25 protein-coding genes and 1 rRNA gene are annotated in these 26,967 nt (G+C 53.4%); 8 read left to right on the forward strand and 18 right to left on the reverse strand.

Going from position 1 to position 26,967, the window contains the following annotated elements:
* Nucleotides 1-170: ribosomal RNA gene (locus tag NA986_RS19840) — 16S ribosomal RNA — on the reverse strand; the annotation flags it as partial.
* Nucleotides 171-540: 370 nt separating this feature from the next.
* Nucleotides 541-1,107, reverse strand: a complete 567-nt coding sequence (gene gmhB, locus NA986_RS19845; RefSeq protein ID WP_001129900.1) for a D-glycero-beta-D-manno-heptose 1,7-bisphosphate 7-phosphatase — start codon at nucleotides 1,105-1,107, stop codon at nucleotides 541-543.
* Nucleotides 1,108-1,296: 189 nt separating this feature from the next.
* Here gmhB and metN point away from each other — a divergent pair, with 189 nt between their 5' ends.
* From metN to proS, 6 genes are all read left to right on the forward strand, one after another.
* Nucleotides 1,297-2,328, forward strand: a complete 1,032-nt coding sequence (gene metN, locus NA986_RS19850; protein ID WP_000594021.1) for a methionine ABC transporter ATP-binding protein MetN — start codon at nucleotides 1,297-1,299, stop codon at nucleotides 2,326-2,328.
* Complete coding sequence (locus NA986_RS19855) at nucleotides 2,321-2,974, forward strand: methionine ABC transporter permease MetI (protein WP_001287486.1); 654 nt, start codon at nucleotides 2,321-2,323, stop codon at nucleotides 2,972-2,974. Before metN ends, NA986_RS19855 begins: the two co-directional genes overlap by 8 nt.
* A 38-nt stretch (nucleotides 2,975-3,012) precedes the next feature.
* Nucleotides 3,013-3,828 (forward strand): methionine ABC transporter substrate-binding lipoprotein MetQ, encoded by an 816-nt coding sequence (gene metQ, locus NA986_RS19860; RefSeq protein ID WP_000874215.1) that lies wholly within the window; start codon nucleotides 3,013-3,015, stop codon nucleotides 3,826-3,828.
* A gap of 118 nt (nucleotides 3,829-3,946) precedes the next feature.
* Complete coding sequence (rcsF, locus tag NA986_RS19865; protein ID WP_001202315.1) at nucleotides 3,947-4,351, forward strand: Rcs stress response system protein RcsF; 405 nt, start codon at nucleotides 3,947-3,949, stop codon at nucleotides 4,349-4,351.
* The gene (tsaA, locus tag NA986_RS19870; protein WP_000093988.1) at nucleotides 4,348-5,055 is read left to right on the forward strand and encodes a tRNA (N6-threonylcarbamoyladenosine(37)-N6)-methyltransferase TrmO; all 708 of its coding nucleotides are present in this window, start codon (nucleotides 4,348-4,350) and stop codon (nucleotides 5,053-5,055) included. Before rcsF ends, tsaA begins: the two co-directional genes overlap by 4 nt.
* Nucleotides 5,056-5,165: 110 nt before the next feature.
* Nucleotides 5,166-6,884 (forward strand): proline--tRNA ligase, encoded by a 1,719-nt coding sequence (gene proS, locus NA986_RS19875; protein WP_001260683.1) that lies wholly within the window; start codon nucleotides 5,166-5,168, stop codon nucleotides 6,882-6,884.
* Between the two features lie 73 nt (nucleotides 6,885-6,957).
* On the opposite strand, the gene nlpE is transcribed toward proS, so the two are convergent.
* From nlpE to NA986_RS19890, 3 genes are read right to left on the reverse strand one after another with little or no spacing between them, the layout of a single operon-like run.
* Nucleotides 6,958-7,659, reverse strand: coding sequence for an envelope stress response activation lipoprotein NlpE (gene nlpE, locus NA986_RS19880; RefSeq protein WP_000252575.1), 702 nt, complete (start codon nucleotides 7,657-7,659; stop codon nucleotides 6,958-6,960).
* Between the two features lie 31 nt (nucleotides 7,660-7,690).
* The gene (gene arfB / locus NA986_RS19885; protein ID WP_000560527.1) at nucleotides 7,691-8,113 is read right to left on the reverse strand and encodes an alternative ribosome rescue aminoacyl-tRNA hydrolase ArfB; all 423 of its coding nucleotides are present in this window, start codon (nucleotides 8,111-8,113) and stop codon (nucleotides 7,691-7,693) included.
* Complete coding sequence (locus tag NA986_RS19890; protein WP_001185319.1) at nucleotides 8,110-8,655, reverse strand: YaeQ family protein; 546 nt, start codon at nucleotides 8,653-8,655, stop codon at nucleotides 8,110-8,112. The genes arfB and NA986_RS19890 overlap by 4 nt, the downstream gene beginning before the upstream one ends.
* A gap of 197 nt (nucleotides 8,656-8,852) precedes the next feature.
* On the opposite strand from NA986_RS19890, the gene NA986_RS19895 reads away from it, so the two are divergent.
* Nucleotides 8,853-9,053, forward strand: coding sequence for a YaeP family protein (locus NA986_RS19895; protein ID WP_001518678.1), 201 nt, complete (start codon nucleotides 8,853-8,855; stop codon nucleotides 9,051-9,053).
* Nucleotides 9,040-9,300, forward strand: a complete 261-nt coding sequence (rof, locus tag NA986_RS19900; RefSeq protein ID WP_000062330.1) for a Rho-binding antiterminator — start codon at nucleotides 9,040-9,042, stop codon at nucleotides 9,298-9,300. The genes NA986_RS19895 and rof overlap by 14 nt, the downstream gene beginning before the upstream one ends.
* Before the next feature lie 83 nt (nucleotides 9,301-9,383).
* Here rof and tilS read toward each other — a convergent pair whose 3' ends face one another.
* From tilS to bamA, 13 genes are all read right to left on the reverse strand, one after another.
* Entirely contained in the window at nucleotides 9,384-10,676 is a 1,293-nt protein-coding gene (gene tilS / locus NA986_RS19905) for a tRNA lysidine(34) synthetase TilS (RefSeq protein WP_023215878.1), read from the reverse strand.
* A 62-nt stretch (nucleotides 10,677-10,738) separates the two neighbouring features.
* Nucleotides 10,739-11,128, reverse strand: coding sequence for a VOC family protein (locus tag NA986_RS19910; protein ID WP_000901088.1), 390 nt, complete (start codon nucleotides 11,126-11,128; stop codon nucleotides 10,739-10,741).
* A 55-nt stretch (nucleotides 11,129-11,183) separates the two neighbouring features.
* On the reverse strand, nucleotides 11,184-13,325 hold the full coding sequence (ldcC, locus tag NA986_RS19915; RefSeq protein ID WP_001021052.1) for a lysine decarboxylase LdcC: 2,142 nt from the start codon (nucleotides 13,323-13,325) through the stop codon (nucleotides 11,184-11,186).
* A gap of 75 nt (nucleotides 13,326-13,400) precedes the next feature.
* A complete protein-coding gene (locus tag NA986_RS19920) occupies nucleotides 13,401-15,164 on the reverse strand; it encodes a chitinase (RefSeq protein WP_000524168.1) in 1,764 nt (587 codons plus the stop codon).
* 179 nt (nucleotides 15,165-15,343) lie between these two features.
* The gene (gene accA / locus NA986_RS19925) at nucleotides 15,344-16,303 is read right to left on the reverse strand and encodes an acetyl-CoA carboxylase carboxyl transferase subunit alpha (protein WP_000055753.1); all 960 of its coding nucleotides are present in this window, start codon (nucleotides 16,301-16,303) and stop codon (nucleotides 15,344-15,346) included.
* A gap of 12 nt (nucleotides 16,304-16,315) precedes the next feature.
* Entirely contained in the window at nucleotides 16,316-19,798 is a 3,483-nt protein-coding gene (dnaE, locus tag NA986_RS19930; protein WP_001294837.1) for a DNA polymerase III subunit alpha, read from the reverse strand.
* Between the two features lie 23 nt (nucleotides 19,799-19,821).
* A complete protein-coding gene (gene rnhB, locus NA986_RS19935; RefSeq protein WP_000569411.1) occupies nucleotides 19,822-20,418 on the reverse strand; it encodes a ribonuclease HII in 597 nt (198 codons plus the stop codon).
* The gene (lpxB, locus tag NA986_RS19940) at nucleotides 20,415-21,563 is read right to left on the reverse strand and encodes a lipid-A-disaccharide synthase (RefSeq protein ID WP_000741216.1); all 1,149 of its coding nucleotides are present in this window, start codon (nucleotides 21,561-21,563) and stop codon (nucleotides 20,415-20,417) included. The genes rnhB and lpxB overlap by 4 nt, the downstream gene beginning before the upstream one ends.
* On the reverse strand, nucleotides 21,563-22,351 hold the full coding sequence (lpxA, locus tag NA986_RS19945) for an acyl-ACP--UDP-N-acetylglucosamine O-acyltransferase (RefSeq protein WP_000565950.1): 789 nt from the start codon (nucleotides 22,349-22,351) through the stop codon (nucleotides 21,563-21,565). The genes lpxB and lpxA overlap by 1 nt, the downstream gene beginning before the upstream one ends.
* Nucleotides 22,352-22,354: 3 nt before the next feature.
* Entirely contained in the window at nucleotides 22,355-22,810 is a 456-nt protein-coding gene (gene fabZ / locus NA986_RS19950) for a 3-hydroxyacyl-ACP dehydratase FabZ (RefSeq protein WP_000210741.1), read from the reverse strand.
* A 105-nt stretch (nucleotides 22,811-22,915) separates the two neighbouring features.
* Nucleotides 22,916-23,941 carry a UDP-3-O-(3-hydroxymyristoyl)glucosamine N-acyltransferase gene (gene lpxD, locus NA986_RS19955; RefSeq protein WP_001139265.1) on the reverse strand — a complete coding sequence of 342 codons (1,026 nt, stop codon included), beginning with the start codon at nucleotides 23,939-23,941 and terminating at the stop codon, nucleotides 22,916-22,918.
* Between the two features lie 3 nt (nucleotides 23,942-23,944).
* Nucleotides 23,945-24,430: a molecular chaperone Skp gene (gene skp, locus NA986_RS19960; RefSeq protein WP_000758966.1), complete on the reverse strand. Its 486-nt coding sequence runs from the start codon at nucleotides 24,428-24,430 to the stop codon at nucleotides 23,945-23,947.
* Between the two features lie 122 nt (nucleotides 24,431-24,552).
* Nucleotides 24,553-26,964, reverse strand: a complete 2,412-nt coding sequence (bamA, locus tag NA986_RS19965; protein WP_001240923.1) for an outer membrane protein assembly factor BamA — start codon at nucleotides 26,962-26,964, stop codon at nucleotides 24,553-24,555.
* Nucleotides 26,965-26,967 lie beyond the last annotated feature (3 nt).

The raw sequence follows: 26,967 nt of genomic DNA on the forward strand, positions 1-26,967 counted from the left end.
AGCCACCGTTTCCAGTAGTTATCCCCCTCCATCAGGCAGTTTCCCAGACATTACTCACCCGTCCGCCACTCGTCAGCAAAGCAGCAAGCTGCTTCCTGTTACCGTTCGACTTGCATGTGTTAGGCCTGCCGCCAGCGTTCAATCTGAGCCATGATCAAACTCTTCAATTTAAAAGTTTGATGCTCAATGAATTAAACTTCGTAATGAATTACGTGTTCACTCTTGAGACTTGGTATTCATTTTTCGTCCTAGGACGTTAAGAATCCGTATCTTCGAGTGCCCACACAGATTGTCTGATAAATTGTTAAAGAGCAGGTGCGACGCGGCTTTCAGCTCACCGTCGCGAGGTGGCGTATATTACGCTTTCCTCTTTCAGAGTCAACCCTGAATTTCAGGATTTTTCTCTTCAACCGGCCGGCTGTTTGTGTGAAGTGATTCACATCCGCCGTGTCGATGGAGGCGCATTATAGGGAGTCGGTTCAGGAAGACAAGCGGAAAAATGCATTTTTGTTTTAACCGCTCATCTTTTATCCATAACGCTTATTTTTGCTGCTTTTTTATCGCCGATGGCAGATCGGCAAGGCTGTTTAACACCCAGTCCGCCGCGTTTTCTGCTTCTGCCGTGACCGGTTTGCCCGTACGCACCAGCACTTTTGTCCCGACATTTGCCGCCGCTGCCGCCTGCATATCTTCCAGCTTGTCTCCCACCATATAAGAAGCCGCCATATCAATATGCAGGAAATCACGCGCCGAGATAAGCATTCCTGGATGCGGCTTGCGGCAATCACATACCTGACGGAACTCTTCTATACTGCCCTGCGGATGGTGAGGACAATAATAGATGCCGTCCAAATCAACATCGCGATCCGCCAACGACCAGTCCATCCATTCGGTTAACGTTTCAAACTGCGCCTCAGTGAATTTGCCGCGCGCGATTCCGGACTGGTTCGTCACCACCACCAGCGCATAGCCCATTTTTTTTAGCTCGCGCATCGCGTCAATAACACCGTCTATAAACTCGAATGCATCGATTTCATGTACGTAGCCGTGATCCACATTAATGGTGCCGTCACGGTCGAGAAAAATTGCGGGTATAGACTTTGCCACCTTTTATAGCTCCTGAGTAAAGCAAGTGGCGCTAGTATCGCATGTTTCAGCAGGCAAGAAAGTGCTCATCGTATAAAGCCTGATTGATTTAGACGTCTGGATGCCTTAACATCCATTCTGTTGACGGCGTTGACCGTATTAGACAGACGAAAATGCCACGGCTAACTTAATTACGATAATAAATAACCAATGATTAAACTTTCGAATATTACCAAAGTGTTCCAGCAGGGGACGCGCACCATTCAGGCGCTAAATAATGTCAGCCTGCACGTGCCTGCCGGGCAGATTTATGGCGTCATTGGCGCCTCCGGCGCCGGTAAAAGTACGCTTATCCGCTGCGTTAACTTACTTGAACGCCCAACCGAAGGTAGCGTTCAGGTCGGCGGTCAGGAGCTGACAACGCTTTCAGAGTCTGAGTTGACCAAAGCTCGCCGTCAAATCGGCATGATTTTCCAACATTTTAACCTGCTCTCTTCCCGTACCGTGTTTGGCAACGTCGCGTTGCCGCTGGAACTGGATAACACACCAAAGGAAGAGATCAAACGCCGTGTCACAGAGCTGCTGGATTTAGTCGGTCTTGGCGACAAGCACGACAGCTATCCGGCAAATCTTTCCGGCGGTCAGAAACAGCGTGTCGCGATTGCCCGCGCGTTAGCCAGTAATCCAAAAGTGTTGCTGTGCGATGAAGCCACCAGCGCGCTTGATCCCGCGACGACCCGTTCGATTCTGGAATTGCTGAAAGATATCAACCGTCGTCTGGGGTTGACGATTCTGCTTATCACTCATGAAATGGATGTCGTAAAACGTATCTGCGACTGCGTTGCCGTCATCAGTAATGGTGAGCTTATTGAGCAAGATACGGTCAGCGAAGTCTTCTCGCACCCTAAAACGCCGCTGGCGCAGAAGTTTATTCAGTCCACTCTGCACCTGGACATTCCGGAAGATTACCAGGCGCGTTTGAAAGCGTCGCCGGAAACTGACAGCGTGCCGATGCTGCGCATGGAATTCACCGGACAGTCTGTGGATGCCCCGCTGCTTTCTGAAACCGCGCGTCGTTTCAACGTGAACAATAATATTATCAGCGCGCAGATGGATTACGCGGGCGGTGTGAAGTTCGGCATTATGCTAACGGAAATGCACGGCACACAAGAAGAGACGCAAGCCGCAATTGCCTGGCTGCAGGATCACCATGTGAAAGTAGAGGTACTGGGTTATGTCTGAGGCAATGATGTGGTTACTGGTTCGTGGCGTCTGGGAAACGCTGGCGATGACCTTTGTCTCCGGTTTCTTCGGTTTCGTGATTGGCCTGCCGGTCGGCGTATTGCTGTATGTTACGCGCCCGGGGCAGATTATGGAGAACGCCAGGCTGTATCGCTCCCTCTCTGCGGTGGTCAATATTTTCCGCTCAATTCCCTTTATCATCCTGCTGGTGTGGATGATTCCTTTTACCCGAATAATTGTCGGCACCTCCATTGGTTTGCAGGCCGCGATTGTACCGCTGACCGTCGGCGCCGCGCCTTTTATCGCCCGTATGGTGGAAAATGCGTTGTTAGAGATCCCTGCCGGGCTGATTGAAGCCTCGCGAGCGATGGGCGCCACGCCGCTGCAAATTGTACGTAAAATCCTTTTACCGGAAGCGCTGCCTGGTCTGGTGAATGCGGCAACCATTACACTGATCACCCTGGTCGGTTACTCCGCAATGGGCGGCGCCGTCGGCGCAGGCGGCCTCGGTCAAATCGGCTATCAGTACGGTTATATTGGATACAATGCTACCGTGATGAATACGGTGCTGGTATTACTCGTCGTTCTGGTTTATTTAATTCAGTTATCCGGCGATCGCATCGTCAGGGCTGTCACGCATAAGTAACGTTAAACACAACACAAATACTCATTAAGGAAATAAGCATGGCGTTCAAATTCAAAACCTTTGCGGCAGTGGGTGCTCTGATTGGTTCTCTGGCACTTGCGGGTTGCGGTCAGGATGAAAAAGATCCGAATCATATTAAAGTCGGCGTAATCGTTGGCGCAGAGCAGCAAGTTGCCGAAGTCGCGCAGAAAGTCGCGAAAGAAAAATACGGCCTGGACGTGGAATTGGTGACCTTTAATGATTATGTTCTGCCTAATGAAGCGCTGAGCAAAGGCGATATCGATGCCAATGCCTTCCAGCACAAACCGTATCTGGATCAGCAAATCAAAGATCGCGGCTACAAACTGGTTTCTGTTGGTAAGACTTTTGTCTATCCCATTGCAGGATATTCCAAAAAAATCAAATCTCTGGATGAGCTCAAGGACGGTTCCCAGGTCGCTGTGCCTAACGACCCGACCAACCTTGGTCGTTCCCTGTTGCTGCTGCAAAAAGTAGGGCTGATTAAACTGAAAGACGGCGTTGGTCTGCTTCCTACCTCGCTGGATATCGTCGAAAACCCGAAAAATCTGAAAATTGTTGAGCTGGAAGCGCCGCAGTTGCCGCGTTCGCTGGATGACGCGCAGATCGCGTTAGCGGTCATCAATACGACATACGCCAGCCAGATTGGCCTGACGCCAGCGAAAGACGGTATCTTCGTTGAAGATAAAGATTCTCCGTACGTTAACCTGATCGTGACGCGTGAAGATAACAAAGACGCCGAGAATGTGAAAAAATTCGTTCAGGCTTACCAGTCTGATGAAGTGTACGAAGCCGCAAATAAAGTTTTTAATGGCGGTGCGGTGAAAGGCTGGTAAGTTTTAGGCTGATTCCACAATCTGTAATATTATTCAGGACGGGCTATTGCCCGTCTTGTCATTTATGCAAGCTCCTGATTCAATATCTGGCAATTAGAACATTCATTGAGGAAATATTATGCGTGCTTTACCGATCTGTTTATTGGCACTCATGCTGGGCGGTTGTTCCATGCTAAGCAGATCCCCTGTTGAACCCGTTCAAAGCACCGCAACCCCGCCAAAAGCGGAGCCGGAGAAACCTAAAGCGCCGCGTGCCGCTCCCGTCAGGATTTACACCAATGCTGAAGACTTAGTCGGCAAACCTTTCCGCGATCTTGGCGAGGTTAGCGGCGAATCCTGCCAGGCGACAAATCAAGACTCTCCGCCTAACATTCCAACTGCGCGCAAGCGTATGCAGATTAATGCATCTAAAATGAAAGCCAACGCCGTCCTGCTGCACAGCTGTGAAATTACCAGCGGCACGCCAGGCTGCTATCGTCAGGCGGTTTGTATCGGGTCCGCCCTGAATATTTCGGCGAAATGAGCAGCTTTCAGTTTGAACAAATCGGCGTTATTCGCTCCCCCTATAAAGAAAAATTCGCCGTTCCGCGCCAGCCTGGTCTGGTCAAAAGCGCCTGCGGCGAACTGCATCTGATAGCGCCTTACAACCAGGCCGATGCCGTTCGCGGCCTGGAAGCTTTCAGCCATTTGTGGGTGCTTTTCGTTTTTCATCAGACGATGGACGGCGGCTGGCGGCCGACAGTTCGTCCGCCCCGTCTTGGCGGTAACGCCAGAATGGGCGTTTTTGCCACGCGCTCCACGTTCCGCCCCAATCCGATTGGCATGTCGCTCGTTGCGCTAAAAGGTATCGAGTGCCGGAAAGAGAGCGTAATTCTGAAATTAGGCAGTCTGGATCTGGTGGATGGCACGCCGGTGGTGGATATCAAACCGTATTTACCGTTTGCCGAGGCCTTACCGGACGCCGCCGCCAGCTATGCGCAACAGGCGCCGATAGCTGAAATGCCCGTGAGTTTTACTGCTGAGGTGGCTCAACAGCTTACGACGCTGGAAAGGCGTTATCCGCAGCTACGGACATTTATTTGCGATGTGCTGGCGCAAGATCCTCGCCCGGCTTATCGTAAGGGTGAAGAGACGGGCAAAACCTATGCCGTCTGGCTGCATGATTTTAACGTGCGCTGGCGTGTGGTTAACACCGGATTTGAAGTGTTTGCGCTGGAACCACGGTAATTTCACGCCCTTCTCTTTTGACATCTCTTGCACGCTGGTAAACTAAATCACTTTTTTTGTATCAGGCTCACATTGAGCCTGTTCGATCGTTCAACTGGAACCGTAACAACATGCGTACTAGCCAATACCTGCTCTCCACTCTGAAGGAGACACCTGCCGACGCCGAGGTTATCAGCCACCAGCTGATGCTGCGCGCCGGGATGATCCGCAAGCTCGCCTCCGGGTTATATACCTGGCTGCCGACCGGCCTGCGCGTCCTGAAAAAAGTCGAAAACATCGTGCGTGAAGAGATGAACAACGCCGGTGCTATCGAGGTGTCGATGCCAGTCGTTCAGCCAGCCGACCTGTGGCAAGAGAGTGGTCGTTGGGAACAGTACGGTCCGGAACTGCTGCGTTTTGTCGACCGTGGCGAGCGTCCGTTCGTACTCGGCCCAACCCACGAAGAAGTTATCACCGATCTGGTGCGTAATGAACTCAGCTCTTATAAGCAGTTGCCGCTGAACTTCTTCCAAATCCAGACCAAATTCCGTGATGAAGTGCGTCCGCGCTTTGGCGTGATGCGTTCGCGCGAATTCCTGATGAAAGATGCTTACTCTTTCCATACCTCTCAGGAGTCGTTGCAGGAAACCTATGACGCCATGTACGCCGCGTATAGCCGTATCTTCAGCCGTATGGGGCTGGATTTCCGCGCGGTACAGGCCGATACCGGTTCTATCGGCGGCAACGCCTCGCATGAATTCCAGGTGCTGGCGCAAAGCGGCGAAGACGATATCGTTTTCTCTGATGTTTCTGATTACGCGGCTAACATTGAACTGGCAGAAGCTATCGCGCCGCAAACGCCGCGCGCAGCGGCGACGCAGGAAATGACTCTGGTCGATACGCCAAATGCCAAAACCATCGCGGAGCTGGTGGAACAATTCAACCTGCCAATTGAAAAAACGGTAAAAACGCTGCTGGTGAAAGCGGTGAAAGACAGCAAGTCTCCGCTGGTGGCTCTGCTGGTTCGCGGCGATCATGAACTGAATGAAGTTAAAGCGGAAAAACTGCCGCACGTTGCCAGCCCGCTGACCTTCGCTACCGAAGAAGAGATTCGCGCCGTAATTAATGCCGGCCCTGGCTCCCTCGGCCCGGTCAATATGCCGATTCCGGTCATCATCGATCGTACCGTTGCCGCCATGAGCGATTTTGCCGCTGGCGCCAACATCGACGGTAAACACTACTTTGGTATTAACTGGGATCGCGATGTGGCGACGCCTGTTGTTGCCGACATCCGTAACGTAGTCGCCGGCGATCCGAGTCCGGATGGTCAGGGAACGTTGCTTATCAAACGCGGTATCGAAGTGGGTCACATCTTCCAGTTAGGTACCAAGTACTCAGAAGCGCTGAAAGCCTCCGTTCAGGGTGAAGATGGCCGTAACCAGATCCTGACAATGGGCTGCTACGGTATCGGCGTAACACGTGTCGTTGCCGCAGCTATCGAGCAGAACTTTGACGAGCGCGGCATTGTATGGCCTGACGCCATTGCGCCTTTCCAGGTCGCTATTCTGCCGATGAATATGCACAAATCCTTCCGTGTGCAGGAGCTGGCGGAAAAGCTGTACAGCGAATTGCGCGCGCAAGGCATTGAAGTGCTGATGGACGACCGTAAAGAGCGCCCGGGCGTGATGTTTGCCGATATGGAGCTGATTGGTATTCCACATACTATCGTGATTGGCGATCGCAACCTGGATAACGACGATATTGAGTATAAATACCGTCGTAGCGGTGAAAAATCGCTGATTAAAACCGGCGATATCGTTGATTATCTGGTCAAGGCGATTAAAGGCTAAACGACATTTTGTTGGCATTGCCCGGCGCCATCCGGCAGATATGTAAAGGCCTCGCACCCTGCGAGGCCTTTTATTAGTGAGTGCAATCTTTACCCGGCGCAAACTTCACATTTTTATCAGCTATTAGCGTTTTTACCGGCTCGCCCGTGTCCGGATTCGCGGCTAACACAAAATGCCCTTCTACCGTCAGCAGCACCGGTTTTTCCGCTTCACCTTTCGCCGCCAGATAGCCGCGCTCAAGCTGGGCGTTACTGGCGACCGGCAGCCGTTTTCCGGTCGCGCAATCGGTAAAGGTCGCCGCATCGGCCCTGTATACATACATACCACGCAACGGCATTGGCGTTACCGGCAGGCTGGCGGTAACAGGCACCAGCGTATAATTAAGCTGCGAAGCCACCGGATTGCCTTCTCTGTCGAGCATCTCCAGCGCATTGCCTTTCGCGCGATAATACGATTTCTCGCCATTGCTGTCGGTTAACACCAGTTTATCCGCCGTCCGCGCCCAGGTACCGTATGACGCAAAAGAGGAAGGTTCTTCGCGCACGCCCTGATAGCGCTCGTTCATCACCCATGTGCCGTCTTTTTCCAGAAACAGTGACGTTTCAATACCTTCACAATCCGCACAGGGCAGCACGCCGCGCCAGCTTTGCTGCATGGGTTTTAATTCCGCCGCCTGCGCAGGTTGCAGGGCGTCAACTTCCGCACGGTTATTACACCCTATCAATGCAAATAGCGTACAGGCTGCCGCTACTGACAATATTGCTGTTCTCACCATAAAATCCTTATGAAATTGCTATTCCTGCCCGTCAATCCAGTGGACGACGAACTTTGCCGCGAAGCGCCTTTACAGAAGATTTTTGCGCCTTTGAGGACAAGCGGCGCTCTTTCGAGGCACGCGTCGGACGGGTTGCGCGACGGCTTTTCTGCTCCGCGGTTAATTCTTTTATGACGGCAACCAGCCTGGCGATAGCCGCTTCCCGGTTGAGCTCCTGGCTCCGGAACTCCTGCGCCTTAATGATAATGACGCCATCATCGCTTATCAGATGGTGGCTGGCCGTCAGCAAACGCTGTTTATAATACTCTGGCAGGCCAGAGGCCCGAATGTCAAAGCGCAAATGAATCGCGCTAGAGGTCTTATTTACGTGCTGACCACCCGCGCCCTGCGCGCGAATGGCCGTAATTTCCAGCTCATTGTCGGCTATGGAGACCGTCCGGGAGATGGCAATCATGAGGGCTGTTGCCAGGCGGTTAGCTGTATTTCCAGATTATTCCGAGCATCAGAAAGCCAGATTGCGCCGTCCTGAATCGTCGCCTGTAGCGTCATGGTACGATCGGCAAATTCACTGAGCTGCGCCAGTTGCCCGTCATCCAGATACCAGACGGACAGGTTAGCGAACTGCGCGCACTTGCTTTGATGCTGCTGCCACCAGATTTGCGCCGCCCGGGAGTTATAAGCAAAGAGCGCGACGTCGCTCGCCTGAGTACAGGCTTTCTTAATACGGCGCTCATCCGGCAGCCCCAGCTCTATCCAGAGATCGATGCCCAGATGATCGTTACGCAGCCAGGCCTCCGGCTCATCTTCCGCGCTGAGCCCGCGTGTAAACTGCAACCGTTCATCAGCATATTTTATCCATGCCAACAGGCGCAGCATCATGCGCTCCTGCGTTTCAGAAGGGTGACGCGCCAGCGTCAATGCCGCATCCAGAAACCGGTTGCGATCAAGGTCAGCCACATTGACGACGGCTTTATAAATTGTCGCTTTAAGCGCCATGGGAAAACTCCTTTCGAATCAGTCGCCCATTGTAGCGAAAACCGCGCTAAAAGGCTGTTAACGAATCTTTTACCCACTCGCGTCAGGCGCTGATATTGCGCAAATGAGTATGGTATAGTCACCTTGCTAAACAAGATTTAACTTCGTAGGCTTAGACTTGCATCCACGGTTAAGTCAGAATGCTGACAGGAGGGCATGTGGAAAAATATTGTGAGTTAGTACGCAAGCGGTATGCGGAAATCGCCAGCGGAGACTTAGGGTATGTCCCGGATGCGCTGGGTTGTGTATTGAAAGTGCTTAATGAAGTGGCGGCAGATAGCGCCCTTTCAGAGTCGGTCAGGGAAAAGGCAGCTTATGCTGCCGCGAACTTACTGGTGAGCGATTATGTCAATGAATGAAACGTATCAACCCATTAATTGCGATGACTACGATAGTCTTGAGCTTGCCTGCATGCATCATTTAATACTGACGCTAACGTTAAAAGATGGCGAGGTTTTGCAGGCAAAAGCGAACGATTTGATCTTACGTAAAAACGTAGAATATCTGCTTGCCGAGGTTTCCGGCGAGTCTTGTGAGCTTCGTCTCGATAAAATCGCCAGTTTCAGCCACCCGGAAATTGGTACCGTGGTAGTTAGCGAATCCTGAGTATTTTGTTGCCGGATGGTGGTGCAAGCACCTTATCCGGCCTACGTTCCATGCGATACGTAGGCCTGATAAGCGCAGCGCCATCAGGCATGCCAAACCAGACTCACCCCTTCTTTATCTTCTGCTGCTCCCTCACGCGTCACAAAAACACCCGCAGCCGCAATCAGCGTTTCGCCGTAAAACAACAGCGGCGTGGTGTCTCGTCGCCAGGGCGGGATCCCCTGCTCCTGCCAGATTTTCTTTAATTTACGTCCACCGTTACGCCCGACAATATGTAACACGCCTGGCGCTTTAAAACGAATGCTGACGGATTCTTCCTCTCGCGGTCGGCGCAGTTCGCCGCCAGGAACGAGCTGTACCGTCCCTAAGCCGGCAGGCAGCGCCAGCGGTGTTTGCCAGACGGGCCAGGCGACCGTCGTTTCGTGTTGTCCGGCCACGGATTTAATCCACCACAGTTGCGACTGATAACGGCGAATCTCGCGATCGCCAAAACGTAAACAGGGAGAGGCATCGTCGCGCGCCAGCGCCACCTCCTGCCAGATACGTTCCAGCGCGTCGCGAGAGGGCATCGGCGCATTACGCATCGCCAGCCAGCGACGCAAAATCGCCGCCCGCCGCACATCGCTCATCGACATTAATGGAGAGAGCCGCAATGTTCCCTCCGTCGTGATACAGTCCGTAAGATCGCTGGCCAGAAGCTCGTCCAGCAGCCTTTCTTGCTCGGCGCAGAGCGTCGCGCTACGGGCTACCGCCGCAGGAAAATGCGGCCAGCGCTGCTGCAAGAGCGGAAGCGCGCGCAGGCGTAAAAAATTGCGATCGTAGGCGTCATCCTGATTGCTTTCATCTTCAATCCAGCATAAGCCATGACGCACAGCCCACTGTTCCAGCGTCTTCCGCGTTTCTCTCAACAGCGGGCGAAGAAGTAGAGTTCCGGCAAAAGGCGAGCATTCTCCCATCGCGGAAAGTCCGGCCGGACCGCTGCCGCGCTTTAACGCCAGCAGGAATGTTTCACACTGATCGTCAAGGTGCTGCGCGGTTGCCAGCACTTCGCCAGGCAATAGCGTCTGTGCGAACGCCCGGTAGCGCGCTTCACGCGCATGGGCCTCGATACCCAGGCCATTATCCGCCAGCGTCACCCGCTCCACTACCAGCGGAACCTGCCAGCGTTCGCATACGGTTTCGCAATGCCGCACCCAGCTATCAGCATGAGGGCTTAAACCGTGATGAATATGGATAGCACGCAGCGTGACGTCAGGATGGCGTTCTCGCCACAACACCAGTTGATGCAGAAGCACCGTAGAATCCAGGCCACCGCTAAAGGCAGCCAGAATACGGCGAGAAGAGAGTAACGAGGTATTCAACGTGAGAGTGGTCATGATCCATGCTTATAGTGACTTAGCCCGGCAACGTTACCTGGCGAGCGTCTTAATGACAAGCCTTACTGCTCATACAGCTCAAGCGGTAAACCGTCCGGATCGTTGAAAAAAGTAAAGCGCTTCCCGGTATACGGATCGATGCGTATCGGTTCGCACTTAACCTGATGCTTTTCCAGATGCGCAACGGCGTTTTCCACATTTTCCACGCTGAAAGCCAGATGGCGCAGGCCGCAGGCTTCAGGTCGGCTTGGACGCGCCGGAGGGAAGGGAAAAGAGAAAAGCTCAATCACATACTGCCCGTTTAGTGCCAAATCGCCCTTCCACGAGTCACGCTCTTCCCGCCAGACTTCGCTTAGCAGATCGAACCCCAGAATATCGCAATAAAACGCCTTGCTCACCGCATAGTCTGTCGCAATGATCGCGATGTGATGAACCTGTTTTAATCCCAGCATAGCGTCTCCTTTATTGATTATCAGTACGTTACTCGTCACATTCCCGTCAGGCAAGCTAACAGGCGTGTTTTAAGACTCGTACCTGGTACACCCCGTCTTCATTCCGTTTCGCACCGTGAATATCCGTTTCAAAACCGGGATAATGCTGGCCAATCGAGCAGAGCATCAGCAGAAAATCGAGCACGGCCCGACTCTGTTGCGTGATCCTCTCGCCGGGCATCAACAGCGGAACGCCTGGCGGATAAGGCAGGATCATATTCGCGGAAACGCGCCCTGGCAGTTGATCGAGCGCCACGGTTTCCACCTCGCCTTTGATCTGACGCTGCCAGGCCTGGTGCGGGGTCATGATCATCTCCGGTAAAACCTCGAACGCCCGCAGCATCAGCCCCGGAAGATCGTGCTGGCGGATCAGTTTATGGATCCCCTGCGCCAGATCCTGAATGCGCATGTTGCGATAAAAATCCGGATCTTCCGCATACAGATCCGGCAACATATTTTTGACGCGCAGGTTAAGATCGTAGGCGCGTTTAAATTCCGTCAGTCCGCGCAGCAGCCCCATCGCACGGGTCTTATCAATCCCTATGCTGAACAAAAACAGCAGATTATACGGCCCGGTTTTTTCCACCACCACGCCTCGCTCATCGAGGAACTTCGCCACCAGCGCGGCGGGTATCCCCTCTTCGCTCATGTTGCCCTGTTCATCCATCCCCGGCGTCAGGATTGTCACCTTAACCGGATCGAGGAACATATGATCGTCATCGGCATCGGCGAAGCCATGCCAGGTTTCTCCCGGCGTGACCGGCCAGCATTCGGCCTCATCAACCTCTTCCGGCTGCCAGATATCAAAGAACCAGCTATCGGACTCTTCACGTAGCCGCTGTACCTCTTTACGAAAATGGAGTGCCCGCTCCACCGAACGATTAATCAATCTTTTCCCTGGATTACCGCGCAGCATCGCCGCCGCGGTCTCGATAGAGGCGACAATGGGATAGCTCGGCGATGTGGAAGTGTGCATCATAAACGCTTCGTTAAACGTCTCTTCGTCATATTCCCCTTTGATATGAATAAGCGACGCCTGCGAAAAAGCCGCCAGCATTTTATGGGTGGATTGCGTTTCGAAAATCACTTTTCCGGGCACCCGATCGCCGCTCATCCCGCTTTTCCCCTGGTAGATCGGATGGAAATGGGTATAGGGTACCCAGGCGGAATCAAAATGGATCGAGGGAACGTCCAGCATCTGCTTGATCCAGTTAGTGTTATACAGCAGACCATCGTAAGTCGAATTGGTGATAACCGCATGCACCGGCCATTGCGCCTGAGGGGTCTCCTCTATCTTGCTTTCGATGCTTGCACGGGTAAATTCCCTTCGGGGAATACCGCCGAGAATGCCGAGCGCATTGCGCGTCGGCTTCAACCAGAGAGGCACCACATCGCTCATCATCAGCAAATGCGCCAGCGATTTATGACAATTACGATCAATAAGTAGCGTACTTCCCGCAGGCGCGGCATACATACCGACAATTTTATTCGAGGTCGACGTACCGTTCGTCACCATATAGCTCTGCTCGGCGCCAAAAGTACGGGCGATATACTCTTCCGCTTCCAGATGCGGCCCGGTGTGATCCAGCAGCGATCCCAGTTCAGTCACCGAAATCGACACATCAGCTTTTAAGGTATTGCCGCCAAAAAAGTCATAAAACAGGCAGCCTGGCGGGCTTTTCTGATACGCCGTTCCCGCCATATGACCCGGCGTACAAAAGGTATATTTTCCTTCTTTAGCGTAGGTAAACAGCGCTTTGGTAAACGGCGGCGTAATATTATCGAGATATTCGTTTGTATATTGATGAATGCGCGTCGCGATATCTTCAGCCAGCCCCAATGCATACTCAAAAAACCACAGCGCCATGCGCATATCATGAACGCTAACGTCCAGCGTGGAGTTGGTATTGATAAAGGCGTAGAGAGGAAGGTATTCATTTAGCTGGTTGATTTCGCTACAAAGGTCGAGACTGTATTCATCCCAGTCAAAAATAACGCCGCAGATGCGCGGGTTATGTTCAATAAACTTCAACAAGTCAACGCTATTTTGCGGCCAGATAATTTGAAATCCCAGGGATTGTAATGCACGCTCAAGCTCCTTGATGGGTTCATCTTTATAATAAACCCCGTGCGGCCCCATAATGGCGATGATGTTCATGCTTTCTCCTGAAAAAACCTGAGATAAGCATAGTAACAATCCTGCCGATGCAAAGCACCGACAGGATTTATCTTATTACAATGCGTTCCATGCATCGGCCCAGGCAATCCCTACGCCGGGCTCATAGTAGGCAGGCGCAACATTACACCATGAGCCTTCCGGGAACGGTTTGCACTGGTACAATGCGCCATTACTGTTGACGATGTCGCCCGGATTCCATTTCTGGCTGCTGCTCCAGGCAGGGTAGCTGGTGGTCTTATCTTCGTCATCCGCAGCGGCGGCCTTCGCTTTCACATTCAGCGTATAAACCGCTGTACTGGAGAGCGTACCGTCGCTAACGGTCAGATTCACCACATACTGGGTGTTCTGAGTGACATCCGGCGCGTTGAAAATCACAACGGCTTTATCCTGGCCGCTCAGCGTTTTGCCATCCTGCGACATCCAGGTATAGGTGAGCTTGTCGCCATTCGCGTCGGTCGATCCTTCCGCGCTGAGTGAAACCGGGCTACCAGCTTCCACCGCCCCGACCGGCCCGGCAATGCGCGCGACTGGCGCCACGTTTTCATCCGTCACTGGCGCCGGAGTTGGCGTGACATCCGGTTCAGTGGTTCCGTTATCATCGACGACATTAACGTTGAAATAATGCTGTACACATTTCGTGTAGTCGCCCTCTTTAAAGGCGGTATACGGCGTCTGATATCCCACTAACTGGCAGGAATAGGTTTTACCGTCCGCAGTATCGGCGCTCCAGCCCCAGTCTTGTTCCCAATAGATCGGTAACGCGCCAGCGCCGCCTTCATCGAACTGCTTCATCTTTTTACAGCCCAACACTTCGTCAGCCGGCACCGGCACTTTCAGGTAGTTGGCAAACTCTTTGTAGTAGGCGATACGGTTAAGCGACTGCGCATTCTCATCTGCGCCGCCGCACTCCACGCCGCCATTGATGATCTGAATGGTGACGCCGAAACCTGATACCAGGCCGTTTGCTTTATCGCGATCGTTTGGCTGCCAGGTACCGTCAATCACATGTAGCATAGACGGCTTCGGCGGCTGCGGATACACAAAGAAGAAGACGGCGCTCGCCAGGTTCATCCAGGTATCCGCCACCAGCTCGGGTTTATCCAGCAGAGGGCGAACGTCGCCATACATCGCGTCAGAGAAAGGCCCATAGTTGTAGTTATAAGAAAGCTGTTTTGCCCCGCGACCAAAATAGCTGAGGAAATCGCCGTCCTTATCTTTACCGCACGGCCAGGTCTGGCCCTGCCATACATCCGGGTTACATTCGCCGTTGTAGCCGCCTTTCTGCCCTTCAGTCCAGCCGACTTCGCGCAGATAGACCAGCGCCTGACGCCATTCCGGAATGTCACGCCAGCTTTCGTGACCGCCCGTCTCCTGGGCAAAATGCGCAAACATAGTAGCCAGGGTTTTACGGCAGATAGCGTCGCTATCGCGTCCATCGGTGTAGGTACCACAAACCGCCGGGAATTTACCTATCGCTTTCAGGAAGTTAGAGTAAGTGTATTCCGGCGCGCGCATCGGGAACAGATAATCCCAGTCGGCCTCTTTCAGAATACTTTCAACGCGTTTTACGTTTGCCGGGTTAGCGGCGCGCCCCGGTTCGATTTGTTCGACCGCGCTGTTATCCAACGTCTGGATAGAGGATTTCACTGCCTCCATTAACGGAAAATCCGTCAGCGCTTTCTCTTTCGCCGCCAGATCGCTGGCGTTGATGGTCATTGGCTCACTACTGCTAAGCAGCGGCGCGGCCTGCGCACCGGATAAGCTCAACATGATTCCTGCCGCCACGGCGCTGAGCGCCAGTGTTTTTTGCAATCCCATAATTTTCTCCTTGAAGGGTAGTTCACTGCCTGCCCTGGCCACACGCCTGGCAGTTGCTACAGTGTCAGGGAGAACATGCCGTTGCGTTTAATCACATCAACTCATCGGCGTCTCATTTTTCCTCGTCCAAAAAAAAGAGGCCGGATTATCCGGCCTCCTGGGAAAAATGAGGTAAATGATTAGGCGTAACCGTAGCTCATCAAACGCTGGTAACGACGGTTTTTTAAATCATCGGTGCTTAACACATCGAGATCGGCTAAATCTTCCAGCAGCTGCGCTTTTAGCGATGCCGCCATCGCTTCCGGATTACGGTGCGCGCCGCCCAGCGGCTCCGGAATGATGGAATCGATTAGCTTCAGCTCTTTCAGACGCGGCGCGATGATGCCCATTGCTTCAGCAGCCAATGGCGCTTTGTCGGCGCTCTTCCACAAAATAGAGGCGCAACCTTCCGGGGAGATAACGGAATAGGTGCTGTATTGCAGCATATTCACTTTATCACCCACGCCAATCGCCAATGCGCCGCCGGAGCCGCCTTCGCCAATCACGGTGCAGATGACCGGTACGTTCAGACGAGACATCTCACGCAGGTTGCGGGCGATGGCTTCAGACTGACCACGCTCTTCCGCGCCCACGCCAGGGTAAGCGCCCGGGGTGTCGATGAAGGTGATAATCGGCATGTTGAAGCGTTCAGCCATTTCCATCAGGCGCAGCGCTTTGCGGTAGCCTTCCGGCGCTGGCATGCCAAAGTTACGACGAATTTTTTCTTTGGTTTCACGACCTTTCTGATGACCAATGATCATCACCGGCCGCCCTTCCAGACGCGCGATACCGCCGACGATGGCTTTGTCATCAGCATAGGCGCGATCGCCCGCCAGCTCATCAAACTCATCAAACGCCAGACGGACATAATCCAGGGTGTACGGACGCTGCGGATGGCGCGCCAGTTGGGCTACCTGCCATGCGCCGAGATCGGCGAAGATTTTGCGCGTCAGTTCTACGCTTTTTTCGCGCAGGCGATGGACTTCTTCATCGATATTAATATCCAGTTTCTCATCCTGGCGGCTTACCGCAGTCAGAGAATCGATTTTCGCTTCCAGCTCTGCTATCGGCTGTTCAAAATCAAGGAAATTCAGACTCATAGTATTCCTGTATTAGTCAAACTCCAGTTCCACCTGCTCCGAACCAATGAGGCCACGCAGATCGTTAAGTAAACGATCGCTCGGAGAGACACGCCACGTTGCGCCAAAACGCAGCCGCGCACGCGCATCCGCCCTCTGATAGTAGAGATGTACTGGAATGGTCCCCGAGCGGTGGGGTTCCAGAGACTGACGGAGTCGGTTTAAAAGCTGGTCATCAATTTGCCTGTCCGTCAGCGAGATAGCAAGCCCGCGAGCGTATTTTTCGCGAGCTTCGTCAATATCCATCACTTCGCGGGCGGTCATTTTAAGCCCCCCGCTGAAGTCATCAAAGCTGACCTGTCCGCTGACGATAAGTATGCGGTCTTTTTCCAGCAACTGCTGGTATTTATCCAGCGCGTCGGTAAATAACATCACTTCCAGACGCCCGGAACGGTCATCCAGCGTACAGATGCCGATACGATTGCCGCGCTTGGTGACCATAACCCTTGCGGCAATCACGAGCCCCGCAGCCGTGGTGACTTTACCACGTTCTGTCGGATGCATGTCTTTGAGCCTTACCCCGCCGACATAGCGCTCAATTTCTTTTAAATACTGATTGATGGGGTGGCCCGTCAGGTACAGCCCCAACGTTTCACGTTCCCCATCTAACACCACCTGCTCCGGCCACGGCTGGCAGCTGGCATAGGATTGTTCGATTTGCTCCGGCTCTTCCGCCAGCACGCCGAACATATCCGCCTGACCGATAGCTTCCGCTTTAGCGTGCTGGTCGGCGGCTTTCAGCGCATCGCCCAATGAGTTCATCAGCGCGGCGCGGTGCGGCCCCAGGCGGTCGAACGCCCCGGACATGATCAGCTTTTCCAGCACCCGGCGGTTGAGCTTTTTGGTGTCGGTCCGCGCGCACAGATCAAACAGCTCGCGGAAATAGCCGCCCTGATTACGCGCGTCGATGATCGCTTCGATCGGACCTTCGCCGACGCCTTTGATCGCGCCGATACCGTAGACGATCTCGCCCTCATCGTTAACGTGGAAATGGTACAATCCGGAGTTAATATCCGGCGGCAGAATTTTCAGTCCCATCCGCCAGCACTCGTCCACCAGGCCGACGACCTTCTCGGTGTTATCCATATCGGCAGTCATCACCGCCGCCATAAATTCAGCCGGATAGTGCGCCTTTAGCCATAGCGTCTGGTAAGAAACCAGCGCATAAGCGGCGGAGTGCGATTTGTTAAACCCGTAACCGGCGAATTTCTCCACCAGGTCAAAGATTTTCATCGCCAGTTCGCCGTCGATACCGTTCTTTTTCGCGCCCTCTTCAAAAACGGAACGCTGTTTGGCCATCTCCTCCGGCTTTTTCTTACCCATCGCACGACGCAGCATATCCGCGCCGCCGAGAGTATACCCGGAAAGTACCTGGGCAATCTGCATCACCTGTTCCTGATACAGAATGATGCCGTAGGTCGGCTCCAGTACCGGCTTCAGGCTTTCATGCTGCCACTGAACGTCCGGGTAAGAGAGTTCTTCACGACCGTGCTTACGGTCGATAAAGTTATCTACCATCCCGGACTGCAACGGACCGGGACGGAACAGAGCCACCAGCGCGATCATATCTTCAAAGCAGTCCGGCTGCAGACGTTTGATCAGATCTTTCATGCCGCGCGATTCAAGCTGGAAGACCGCCGTGGTTTCCGAGCGCTGCAGCATGTCGAAGCTTTTTTTATCGTCCAGCGGAATGGCGGCGATATCCAGCGGCGGCTCGCCGTTTTTCTCGCGCCGCTTGTTGATCATCTCCAGCGCCCAGTTGATGATGGTCAGCGTACGCAAACCGAGGAAGTCGAACTTCACCAGCCCGGCATATTCCACGTCGCTTTTATCAAACTGGGTAACCGGATGCTTGCCCTCTTCATCGCAGTATAGCGGCGCAAAGTCGGTAATTTTGGTCGGCGCGATGACCACGCCGCCAGCGTGCTTACCGGCGTTACGCGTGACGCCTTCAAGCTTACGCGCCATATCGATCAGCGCTCTGACCTCTTCATCCGCCTCGTAAATTTCCGGCAGTTGCGGTTCCGCTTCAAAGGCTTTTGCCAGCGTCATGCCCGGATCGGGCGGCACCAGCTTCGAGATACGATCGACAAAACCGTACGGATGCCCCAGCACGCGGCCCACATCGCGGATAACGGCTTTCGCCGCCATCGTACCAAAGGTGATAATCTGCGATACCGCATCACGCCCGTACATGTCTGCGACGTGCTCAATCACCTGGTCGCGTTTCTCCATACAGAAGTCAACGTCGAAGTCAGGCATCGAGACACGTTCCGGGTTCAGGAAACGTTCGAACAGCAGGTCAAATTCCAGCGGATCAAGGTCGGTAATTTTCAGCGCGTAGGCCACCAGCGAACCAGCCCCGGAACCACGTCCCGGCCCTACCGGCACGCCGTTATCTTTTGACCACTGGATAAACTCCATCACGATGAGGAAGTAGCCAGGGAACCCCATCTGGTTGATAACCTGTAGTTCAATATCCAGACGCTCGTCATATTCCGGGCGACGCTTTTTGCGCTCTTCTTCGTCCGGAAACAGGAAAGCCAGACGCTCTTCCAGCCCCTCTTTCGATTTTTTGACCAGATAATCTTCGGTGGTCATATCGCCGGTCGGGAACTGCGGCAGGAAATATTCACCCAGACGCACCGTTACGTTGCAGCGTTTGGCAATCTCCACCGTATTTTCCAGCGCCTCCGGAATATCGGAGAACAGCTCGCACATTTCTTCTTCACTGCGCATATACTGCTGCGGTGAATAATTGCGTGGACGTTTAGGATCGTCGAGCGTGAAACCGTCGTGGATCGCGACACGAATCTCATGGGCGTCAAAATCATCGCTTTCAAGGAAACGGACATCGTTTGTCGCGACAACCGGCAAACCACGTGCCTCAGCCAGTTCAACCGCAGCATGGAGATAGGTCTCTTCATCCTGTCTGCCGGTGCGGATCAGTTCCAGAAAGTAGCGATCGGGAAAATGCGTTTCATAGAAAGCAACGCACTCCTCCACCAGCGCCTGGTTGCCGCGTAGCAGACAGCGGCCTACGTCGCCCATGCGTCCGCCGGAAAGCAGGATCAAACCTTCTTTAAGCTCTACCAGCCAGTCGCGCTCGATAATCGGGCCTGCCGCGCCGTAGCCGCGCTGATACGCTTTCGAGATCAGCAATGTCAGGTTCTGGTATCCCGTATTATTCGCCGCCAGTACCGTCAGATGAGTCAGCTCATCTCCCAGCAGTTCGTTGTGAACGTTAAAGTCCGCCCCGACGATGGGTTTAATGCCCGCGCCATGACCCGCTCCGTAGAACTTCACCAGACCGCAGAGGTTGGTAAAATCGGTGATCGCCAGCGCAGGCATACCTAATGAGGCCGCCTTTTTCACCAGCGGCCCGGTCTTCGCCAGCCCATCGATCATAGAGTAGTCGCTGTGCACCCGCAGGTGAACGAAACGTGGTTCAGACATCTTCAGATTTCTCGATACAAGAATCAGGACACAAGTCCCAGAGCGCGTTTAACAGGCGCAAAACTGCGTCGGTGGTGCGCCGTCGCGCCATACTGTGCCAACTTTTCCAGATGAAAAGCGGTTGGATAGCCTTTGTGCTGCGCAAAGCCATACTGAGGAAAAACGATATCCAGCGCCGCCATTTCTGCGTCGCGGGTGACTTTCGCCAGAATAGACGCCGCGCTAATCTCCGCCACGCGGCTGTCGCCTTTCACCACGGCCATTGACGGCACAGGCAGCGCCGGACAGCGATTGCCGTCGATCAGCACATATTCTGGCGCAATATGCAGACCAGCGACAGCGCGCTGCATGGCGAGCATGGTGGCGTGCAAAATATTCAACTCATCAATTTCATGCGCTTCCGCGCGTCCCAGACTCCAGCTTAACGCCTTTTCTTTAATCTCGTCATACAATGACAGACGACGCTTTTCAGACAATTTTTTGGAATCATTCAGACCGACGATCGGACGAGCCGGATCGAGGATCACGGCGGCGGTCACTACGGCGCCCACCAGCGGGCCACGGCCCACTTCATCCACACCCGCCACTAAATGGGTGTGTGGATAAACAAATTCGATCATTGTGCTAACTCCAGGACGGCATCTGCCGCCTGCTCATCGGCATTACAGCGGATCTGCTGATGCAATTCACGGAAGGTGTCGTGCATCGCATGGCTGGTTTTACCGTTCGCCAGTAGCGGCAACAGCGCTTCGGCGAGTTTTTGCGGTTCGCACTCTTCCTGCAACAGCTCTTTGACTAATTCTCTTCCCGCCAGCAGGTTAGGCAAAGACACATACTCCGTTTTCACCAGACGTTTCGCCAGCCAGAAAGTGAAGGGCTTCATACGATATCCCACTACCATCGGGCATTTTGCCAGCATACACTCCAGCGCCGCCGTACCCGAGGCCAGCAGAGCCGCGTCGCTGGCGATCATCGCCTCGCGCGCCATGCCGTCCAGCAAATGAACGGCGAGATCCGGCGCAACCTCCGCTTTAATTTTTTCAAACTGCTCGCGGCGTTTCGCGTTTACCAGCGGCACGACCACTTCCAGATCGGGATAGCGCTGTCGCAGCAATTGTGCGGTTTTCAGGAAGTCGGCGCTGAGCATTTCCACTTCCGCGCCACGGCTGCCTGGCAGTAGCGCCAGACAATGGGCGTCATGCGGGATACCCAGCACGTCGCGCGCCGCATTTTTATCCGGGTCCAGCGGCATGGCATCCGCCATGGTGTGACCGATAAAGCGGCACGGGACGTTAAATTTATCGTAAAACGCTTTTTCGAAAGGCAGAAAGGCCAGCACCATATGGGTGGATCTGCCTATTTTGAAAACGCGTTTCTGTCGCCAGGCCCAAACGGACGGGCTGACATAATGAATGGTCTTAATCCCTTGTTTTTTCAGATTACCTTCGAGGGTAATATTGAAATCAGGGGCGTCAATCCCGACAAAGACATCGGGCTTGAGTTCGGTAAAACGGCGGGTCAGATCGGCGCGGATATGCAACAAACGGCGTAAACGTCCGAGCACTTCAACAATGCCCATGACCGCCAGCTCTTCCATTTCGTACCAGGCTTCACACCCTTCGGCCTGCATACGCGGCCCCGCAACGCCCACAAAGCGGGCGTTGGGTACGCGCGCTTTCAGCGCACGAATTAAGCCTGCGCCAAGAATATCGCCGGACGTTTCACCGGCGACCAGGGCAATCGTTAAAGGACGCTGTGCCGCCATTAACGAATCGGACCGCGCGTTGAACGCTCAAAGAACTCGGTAAACGCCTTCACTTCCGGATGCTTTTCAGCAAGTTCAGCGATTTCCAGCTTCGCTTCGTCGAGCGTTTTACCACTGCGGTACAACAGTTTGTAGGCATTACGAATCGCCACCAGCCCTTCACGGCTAAAGCCGCGACGCTTCAGCCCTTCGATATTTACCCCGAACGGCGTCGCATGGTTACCCTGCGCAATCACATACGGAGGGACATCCTGCGCCACGCCGGAGCAGCCGCCGACCATCACATGCGCACCGATAATGCAGAATTGATGAACTGCCGTCATACCGCCGATGATCGCAAAATCATCGACTGATACGTGCCCCGCCAGCGTGGCGTTGTTGGCGAGGATACAGCGATTACCTACCGTACAATCATGTGCGACATGCGCATTGATCATCAGCAGGTTATCGCTACCCACCTTCGTCAACCCACCGCCCTGCACTGTACCACGATGAATGGTGACGCTTTCGCGGATGCGGTTACGATCGCCAATTTCCACACGGGTCGGCTCACCCGCATATTTCAGATCCTGGTTCACTTCACCGATGGAGGCAAACTGATAAATCTCGTTGTCGCGGCCGATTTTGGTTTGACCATTCACGACCACATGAGACTTCAGTACGGTTCCCTCACCAATTTCGACCTGCGGCCCAACAATACAAAAGGGACCAATGTGGGCATTAGCGCCAATTACAGCGCCGTCTTCCACAATGGCGGTAGGATGAATAAAGGCGGATTTATCAATCACGAATCAGGCCTCCCGGCTACGAGCACACATCATGGTTGCTTCGCACACGACTTTACCGTCGACCAGCGCAACCCCTTTAAAGCGGGTCAGGCCACGGCGCGTTTTCTCGAAAGTGACTTCCATGATCATCTGATCGCCTGGCACAACCGGACGCTTAAAGCGCGCTTCATCAATACCCGCGAAATAATACAGTTCGCCAGGTTCCAGTTTACCAACGCTTTTAAACGCCAGAATACCGGTTGCCTGCGCCATCGCTTCCAGAATCAGCACGCCTGGCAAAATCGGTTTGCCCGGGAAGTGTCCCTGGAAAAACGGCTCGTTGACGGAGACATTTTTCACCGCACGCAGAAAACGACCTTCTTCAAAGTCCAGCACGCGATCGACCAGTAAAAACGGAAAACGGTGCGGCAGAAGCTCTAAAATCTCTTCAATCTGCAGAGTATGAGTGTTAGTAGTCAAAATACTCTTCCTGTCCAAATATACAAAAAGGCAATAATAACACGGCCTGCCGCAATCGTATGAATGTGACAGGCCGGAAAAGAATGGCAACTACAAGGCGGAACGTTAGTCTTGTTGATTAACCTTGCGCTCAATCGCTTTGAGACGCTTGCTCATATCATCAATGTTCATCACCAGTGCAGCAGTTTTACGCCATACTTTGTTGGGTTGCAGCGGAATGCCTGAGGAGTAGACGCCCGGTTCCGTGATGGGACGCATCACCATACCCATGCCAGTTACCGTGACTTTGTCGCATATTTCCATATGCCCATTGATCACGCTGGCGCCGCCAATCATGCAGTAACGGCCAATCTTCAGGCTACCCGCCATAATGACGCCACCGGCAACTGCCGTATTGTCGCCAATCACGACGTTATGTGCAATCTGGCACTGATTATCAATAATCACGCCATTGCCAATAACAGTATCATCCAACGCGCCACGGTCAATGGTGGTACAGGCGCCGATCTCGACACGATCGCCAATAATGACCCGGCCCAGTTGTGGGATCTTCACCCAGTTGCCACGATCGTTAGCGTAGCCAAAACCGTCCGCGCCGATCACCGTACTGGACTGGATCAGGCAATTCTCACCGATCTGAATGTCGTGGTAAATCGTTACGTTCGCCCACAAGCGTGAACCCGCCCCGATTTTGCTATTTTTTCCGACGAAACAGCCTGCGCCGATAACCACGTTATCGCCCAGTTGTACGCCAGATTCAATCACCGCATTCGCGCCGACTGAAACATTGCTACCCAGCGTTGCCGTCGCATCAATCACGGCGCTTGGCGCGATATTCTGCGCGGGCTGCGGCGTAGTATCTAAAATTTGCGCCATGCGCGCGTAGGTCAGGTAGGGATTTTTAACTACCAGCGCCGCGCTCTTGGCAAAAGGAAGATCGTCCTGCGTCATGACAACCGCAGAAGCCTGGCATAAACCTAAGTGTTCACGGTACTTAGGATTTACCATAAACGTAATGTGGCCTGTTGTTGCAGATTGCATGGACGCAACGCCGGTGATGACGATATCGCCATCACCGTGTAATTCTGCATCCAACTGTTCTGCTAAGTCAGCCAGTCGAATTGAAGGCATTACTTATTTAACCTGTTTCAGTACGTCAGCGGTGATGTCTTTCACATCGCTGCTGTTGTAAGCAACGGTGTTTGCGTCTACCACCAGATCGATACTCTGGTCGTTAGCCACTTTTTTCACCGCAGTCTGGATACGAGTCACCAGTTTGTTGCGTTCTTCGTTGGAACGACGAGCGCGATCTTTCTCAAAAGCCTGCGCTTTTTGTGCGAAAGTCTGGCGCTGAGACATCACGTCTTTTTCCAGCTTAGTACGATCGCTACCTGCTTTCATGGATTGCAGACGCTGCATTTTAGATTGCAGATCGGTTTCCATTTTTTGCAGTTCAGCCGCACGGCCTTTAAATTCGTTTTCCAGTGTATTGGATACACCCGTCTTCTGCGCAACCTGTTGGAACAGATTACCCATGTTGACGATTGCAATTTTGTCAGCAGCCTGTGCGGACGTTACCATCGCCAAACCAAGACCTGCAGCTAATAACCACTTTTTCACAATAAACTCCTTACCATCCCATTTGCACCCGAAGGTACAGCTCTTTGCGTGGCCTGGCGATCCCTGGGGGCATCGCCAAAAGTCATCGCTACACTACCAATGCATTCCTTTGCAGTGAACAATTACCAGGTTTTACCAATGTTAAACTGGAACTGCTCGGCTTTGTCTCCATCGTACTTTTTAAACGGCTGGGCGTAGGAGAAGACCAACGGCCCCAATGGGGACATCCATTGTAATGCGATACCCGCGGACATACGGATGTTGCCTGGATCGCTGTAATCCGGTACATCTGACGGCGCAGATGACGGATCCCAGTTCGTATCCCAAACGGTACCCATATCCCAGAAGAAGGAGGTACGAACCGAGTTGGCATACTTTTCGCTGATGAACGGCGTCGGGGTAATAAATTCCAGGCTGGCGACAGCCATGGCATTACCACCTACCGCATCATCTGATTTACAGCCTGATTCCTGAGTACAGTCTTCGTAATCATCATTATCGCCCCCACTAGTGCGGGCGCCGTTTTTATAGACCGCTTTCGGGCCGATAGTATTCGACTGGAAACCACGCACGGTACTGGAACCACCGGCATAGAAGTTCTCATAGAACGGCATTTCCTTGCCGCCTAAACCATCGCCGTAACCCCAACGAGTACGCCCCAGAACCACCCACTTGTGGTCGTTATCAATAGGCACATAGGTCGCGGTATCCAGCGACACTTTGTAGTATTCGTTGTCGGAACCTGGGATCGTCACTTTCCCCGTCAGGTTGACTCGCGAGCCGTCCGTCGGGAAATAACCACGGTCAAGCTTGTTATAGGTCCAGCCGTAGTTAAAGGTGAAGTCGTCGGCAGCAAAATCGCTGGCATCAGGGTCGCCCATCGATTCAAGATAACGATCCATCGCGATCTGCGGCTGCATGTTGGACAGTTTGTTATGGACATAACCCAGACCAGCACGCAACGTGTTGTACTCGTTGATGGGGAAGCCAAGCGTCACATCCGTACCGTAACTCTTGTTGGTATAGTCGGACAGGTCGGCATCATCCGCTTCAAAGTCGTTATAGAAGATACGACCACCGAGGCTCACGCCGTCAACGGTAAAGTATGGGTTAGTAACGGACAGTTCGCTGTAGGTCTGGTAGTCGTTTTTGGTGCCGTTAATCCCCACGGAATAACCGGTACCTAACCAGTTGTCCTGCTGAACGCCGGCCTGGAAGCTAACGCCGCTTTCTGTACCGTAACCGATACCGAAGTTAAAGCTACCGGTGTTGCGCTCTTTCACCTTGTACACCACATCAACCTGATCCGGGCTACCCGGAACGCGCTGCGTGTCGGTGTCGACGGTTTCAAAGAAGCCGAGACGGTTCAGACGCTCTTTCCCCTGGTCAACCAGGTCGCTGCCCAGCCACGCCCCTTCCATCTGGCGCATTTCACGGCGCAGAACGGAATCTTTTGAGGTGTCGTTGCCTTCAAAGCGGATCTTACGCACGTAGAAACGGTTGCCCGCATCGACGTTTACGCGCAGTTTTACGGTTTTGTCAGCATCGTTAATTTCAGGCTGTGACTGCACGCGCGGATAGGCGTAACCATAGCGACCCAGAAGCTTTTTGATGTCATCTTCCATTTTGGTCACTTTGGTGCCGTTATAGAGCTCGCCCGGTTCAATTTTCGTCAGTTTCTCAATTTCAGCGGAATGTCCGGCCAGGTTACCGCTCACCTGAACCCCGGAAAGCTTGTACTGATCGCCTTCGGTGATATTGACGGTGATGTAGATCCCTTTCTTATCCGGCGTCAGACTCACTTGCGTGGAGTCAATATTGAAACGCGCGTAGCCGCGATCCAGATAGTAGCTGCGCAAGGTTTCAAGGTCGCCCGCCAGCTTCTGTTTCTGGTATTTACGATCGCCGACGACGTTCCACCACGGCACTTCGTCACGCAACTGGAAATGAGAAATGAGTTCTTCGGTGCTAAAGGCATGGTTACCGACGATGTTGATCTGTTGGATCTTCGCCGATACGCCCTCCTGGAACACCAGTTTAAGATCAACACGGTTGCGCGGTAGCGGCGTGACGACCGCCTTAACGCTGGCGCTGTATTTACCTACGCTATAGTAAAAGTCTTCCAGACCTTTTTCGATATCAGACAGCGTGGTGCGATCCAGAGACTCGCCAACACGTACGCCAGACGCTTCGAGGTTTTGCTTGAGCATGTCATCTTTCACCGACTTGTTCCCGGAGAAAGTGATGCTGGCAATGGTCGGACGTTCTTTTACCTGAACCAGAAGGGTATTACCATCGCGCAGGACGCGGACGTCCTCAAAGTTGCCGGTGGCGAACAGAGCGCGAATGGTGTTACTGATATCTTCATCATTAACCGTGTCGCCTGTGCGCACCGGCATACTGAGGAGAGCCGCACCAACGGCGACTCGCTGCAGGCCTTCGAAATGAATGTCCTTCACTACGAACCCTTCAGCACCGTATACGGTGGCGCTGCTGAACAGCAGCGACGCTATGAGCAACTTTTTCATCGCCATCGT

Origin of the sequence: Salmonella sp. NW177 (assembly GCF_051811585.1) — a bacterium.
GTDB lineage: Bacteria > Pseudomonadota > Gammaproteobacteria > Enterobacterales > Enterobacteriaceae > Salmonella > Salmonella enterica.

Bases quoted from the DNA above. Each gene is read 5' to 3' on its own strand.
- lpxB (WP_000741216.1), bottom strand. From the start codon at position 21,563: ATGGCGGCACAGCGTCCTTTAACGATTGCCCTGGTCGCCGGTGAAACG.
- lpxD (WP_001139265.1), bottom strand. From the start codon at position 23,941: ATGCCTTCAATTCGACTGGCTGACTTAGCAGAACAGTTGGATGCAGAA.
- NA986_RS19910 (WP_000901088.1), bottom strand. From the start codon at position 11,128: ATGCTGGGATTAAAACAGGTTCATCACATCGCGATCATTGCGACAGAC.
- NA986_RS19920 (WP_000524168.1), bottom strand. From the start codon at position 15,164: ATGGGATTGCAAAAAACACTGGCGCTCAGCGCCGTGGCGGCAGGAATC.
- rnhB (WP_000569411.1), bottom strand. From the start codon at position 20,418: ATGATCGAATTTGTTTATCCACACACCCATTTAGTGGCGGGTGTGGAT.
- rcsF (WP_001202315.1), top strand. From the start codon at position 3,947: ATGCGTGCTTTACCGATCTGTTTATTGGCACTCATGCTGGGCGGTTGT.
- tilS (WP_023215878.1), bottom strand. From the start codon at position 10,676: ATGACCACTCTCACGTTGAATACCTCGTTACTCTCTTCTCGCCGTATT.
- NA986_RS19890 (WP_001185319.1), bottom strand. From the start codon at position 8,655: ATGGCGCTTAAAGCGACAATTTATAAAGCCGTCGTCAATGTGGCTGAC.
- metQ (WP_000874215.1), top strand. From the start codon at position 3,013: ATGGCGTTCAAATTCAAAACCTTTGCGGCAGTGGGTGCTCTGATTGGT.
- metN (WP_000594021.1), top strand. From the start codon at position 1,297: ATGATTAAACTTTCGAATATTACCAAAGTGTTCCAGCAGGGGACGCGC.
- ldcC (WP_001021052.1), bottom strand. From the start codon at position 13,325: ATGAACATCATCGCCATTATGGGGCCGCACGGGGTTTATTATAAAGAT.
- dnaE (WP_001294837.1), bottom strand. From the start codon at position 19,798: ATGTCTGAACCACGTTTCGTTCACCTGCGGGTGCACAGCGACTACTCT.
- rof (WP_000062330.1), top strand. From the start codon at position 9,040: ATGTCAATGAATGAAACGTATCAACCCATTAATTGCGATGACTACGAT.
- arfB (WP_000560527.1), bottom strand. From the start codon at position 8,113: ATGATTGCCATCTCCCGGACGGTCTCCATAGCCGACAATGAGCTGGAA.
- proS (WP_001260683.1), top strand. From the start codon at position 5,166: ATGCGTACTAGCCAATACCTGCTCTCCACTCTGAAGGAGACACCTGCC.
- NA986_RS19855 (WP_001287486.1), top strand. From the start codon at position 2,321: ATGTCTGAGGCAATGATGTGGTTACTGGTTCGTGGCGTCTGGGAAACG.
- nlpE (WP_000252575.1), bottom strand. From the start codon at position 7,659: ATGGTGAGAACAGCAATATTGTCAGTAGCGGCAGCCTGTACGCTATTT.
- bamA (WP_001240923.1), bottom strand. From the start codon at position 26,964: ATGGCGATGAAAAAGTTGCTCATAGCGTCGCTGCTGTTCAGCAGCGCC.
- accA (WP_000055753.1), bottom strand. From the start codon at position 16,303: ATGAGTCTGAATTTCCTTGATTTTGAACAGCCGATAGCAGAGCTGGAA.
- tsaA (WP_000093988.1), top strand. From the start codon at position 4,348: ATGAGCAGCTTTCAGTTTGAACAAATCGGCGTTATTCGCTCCCCCTAT.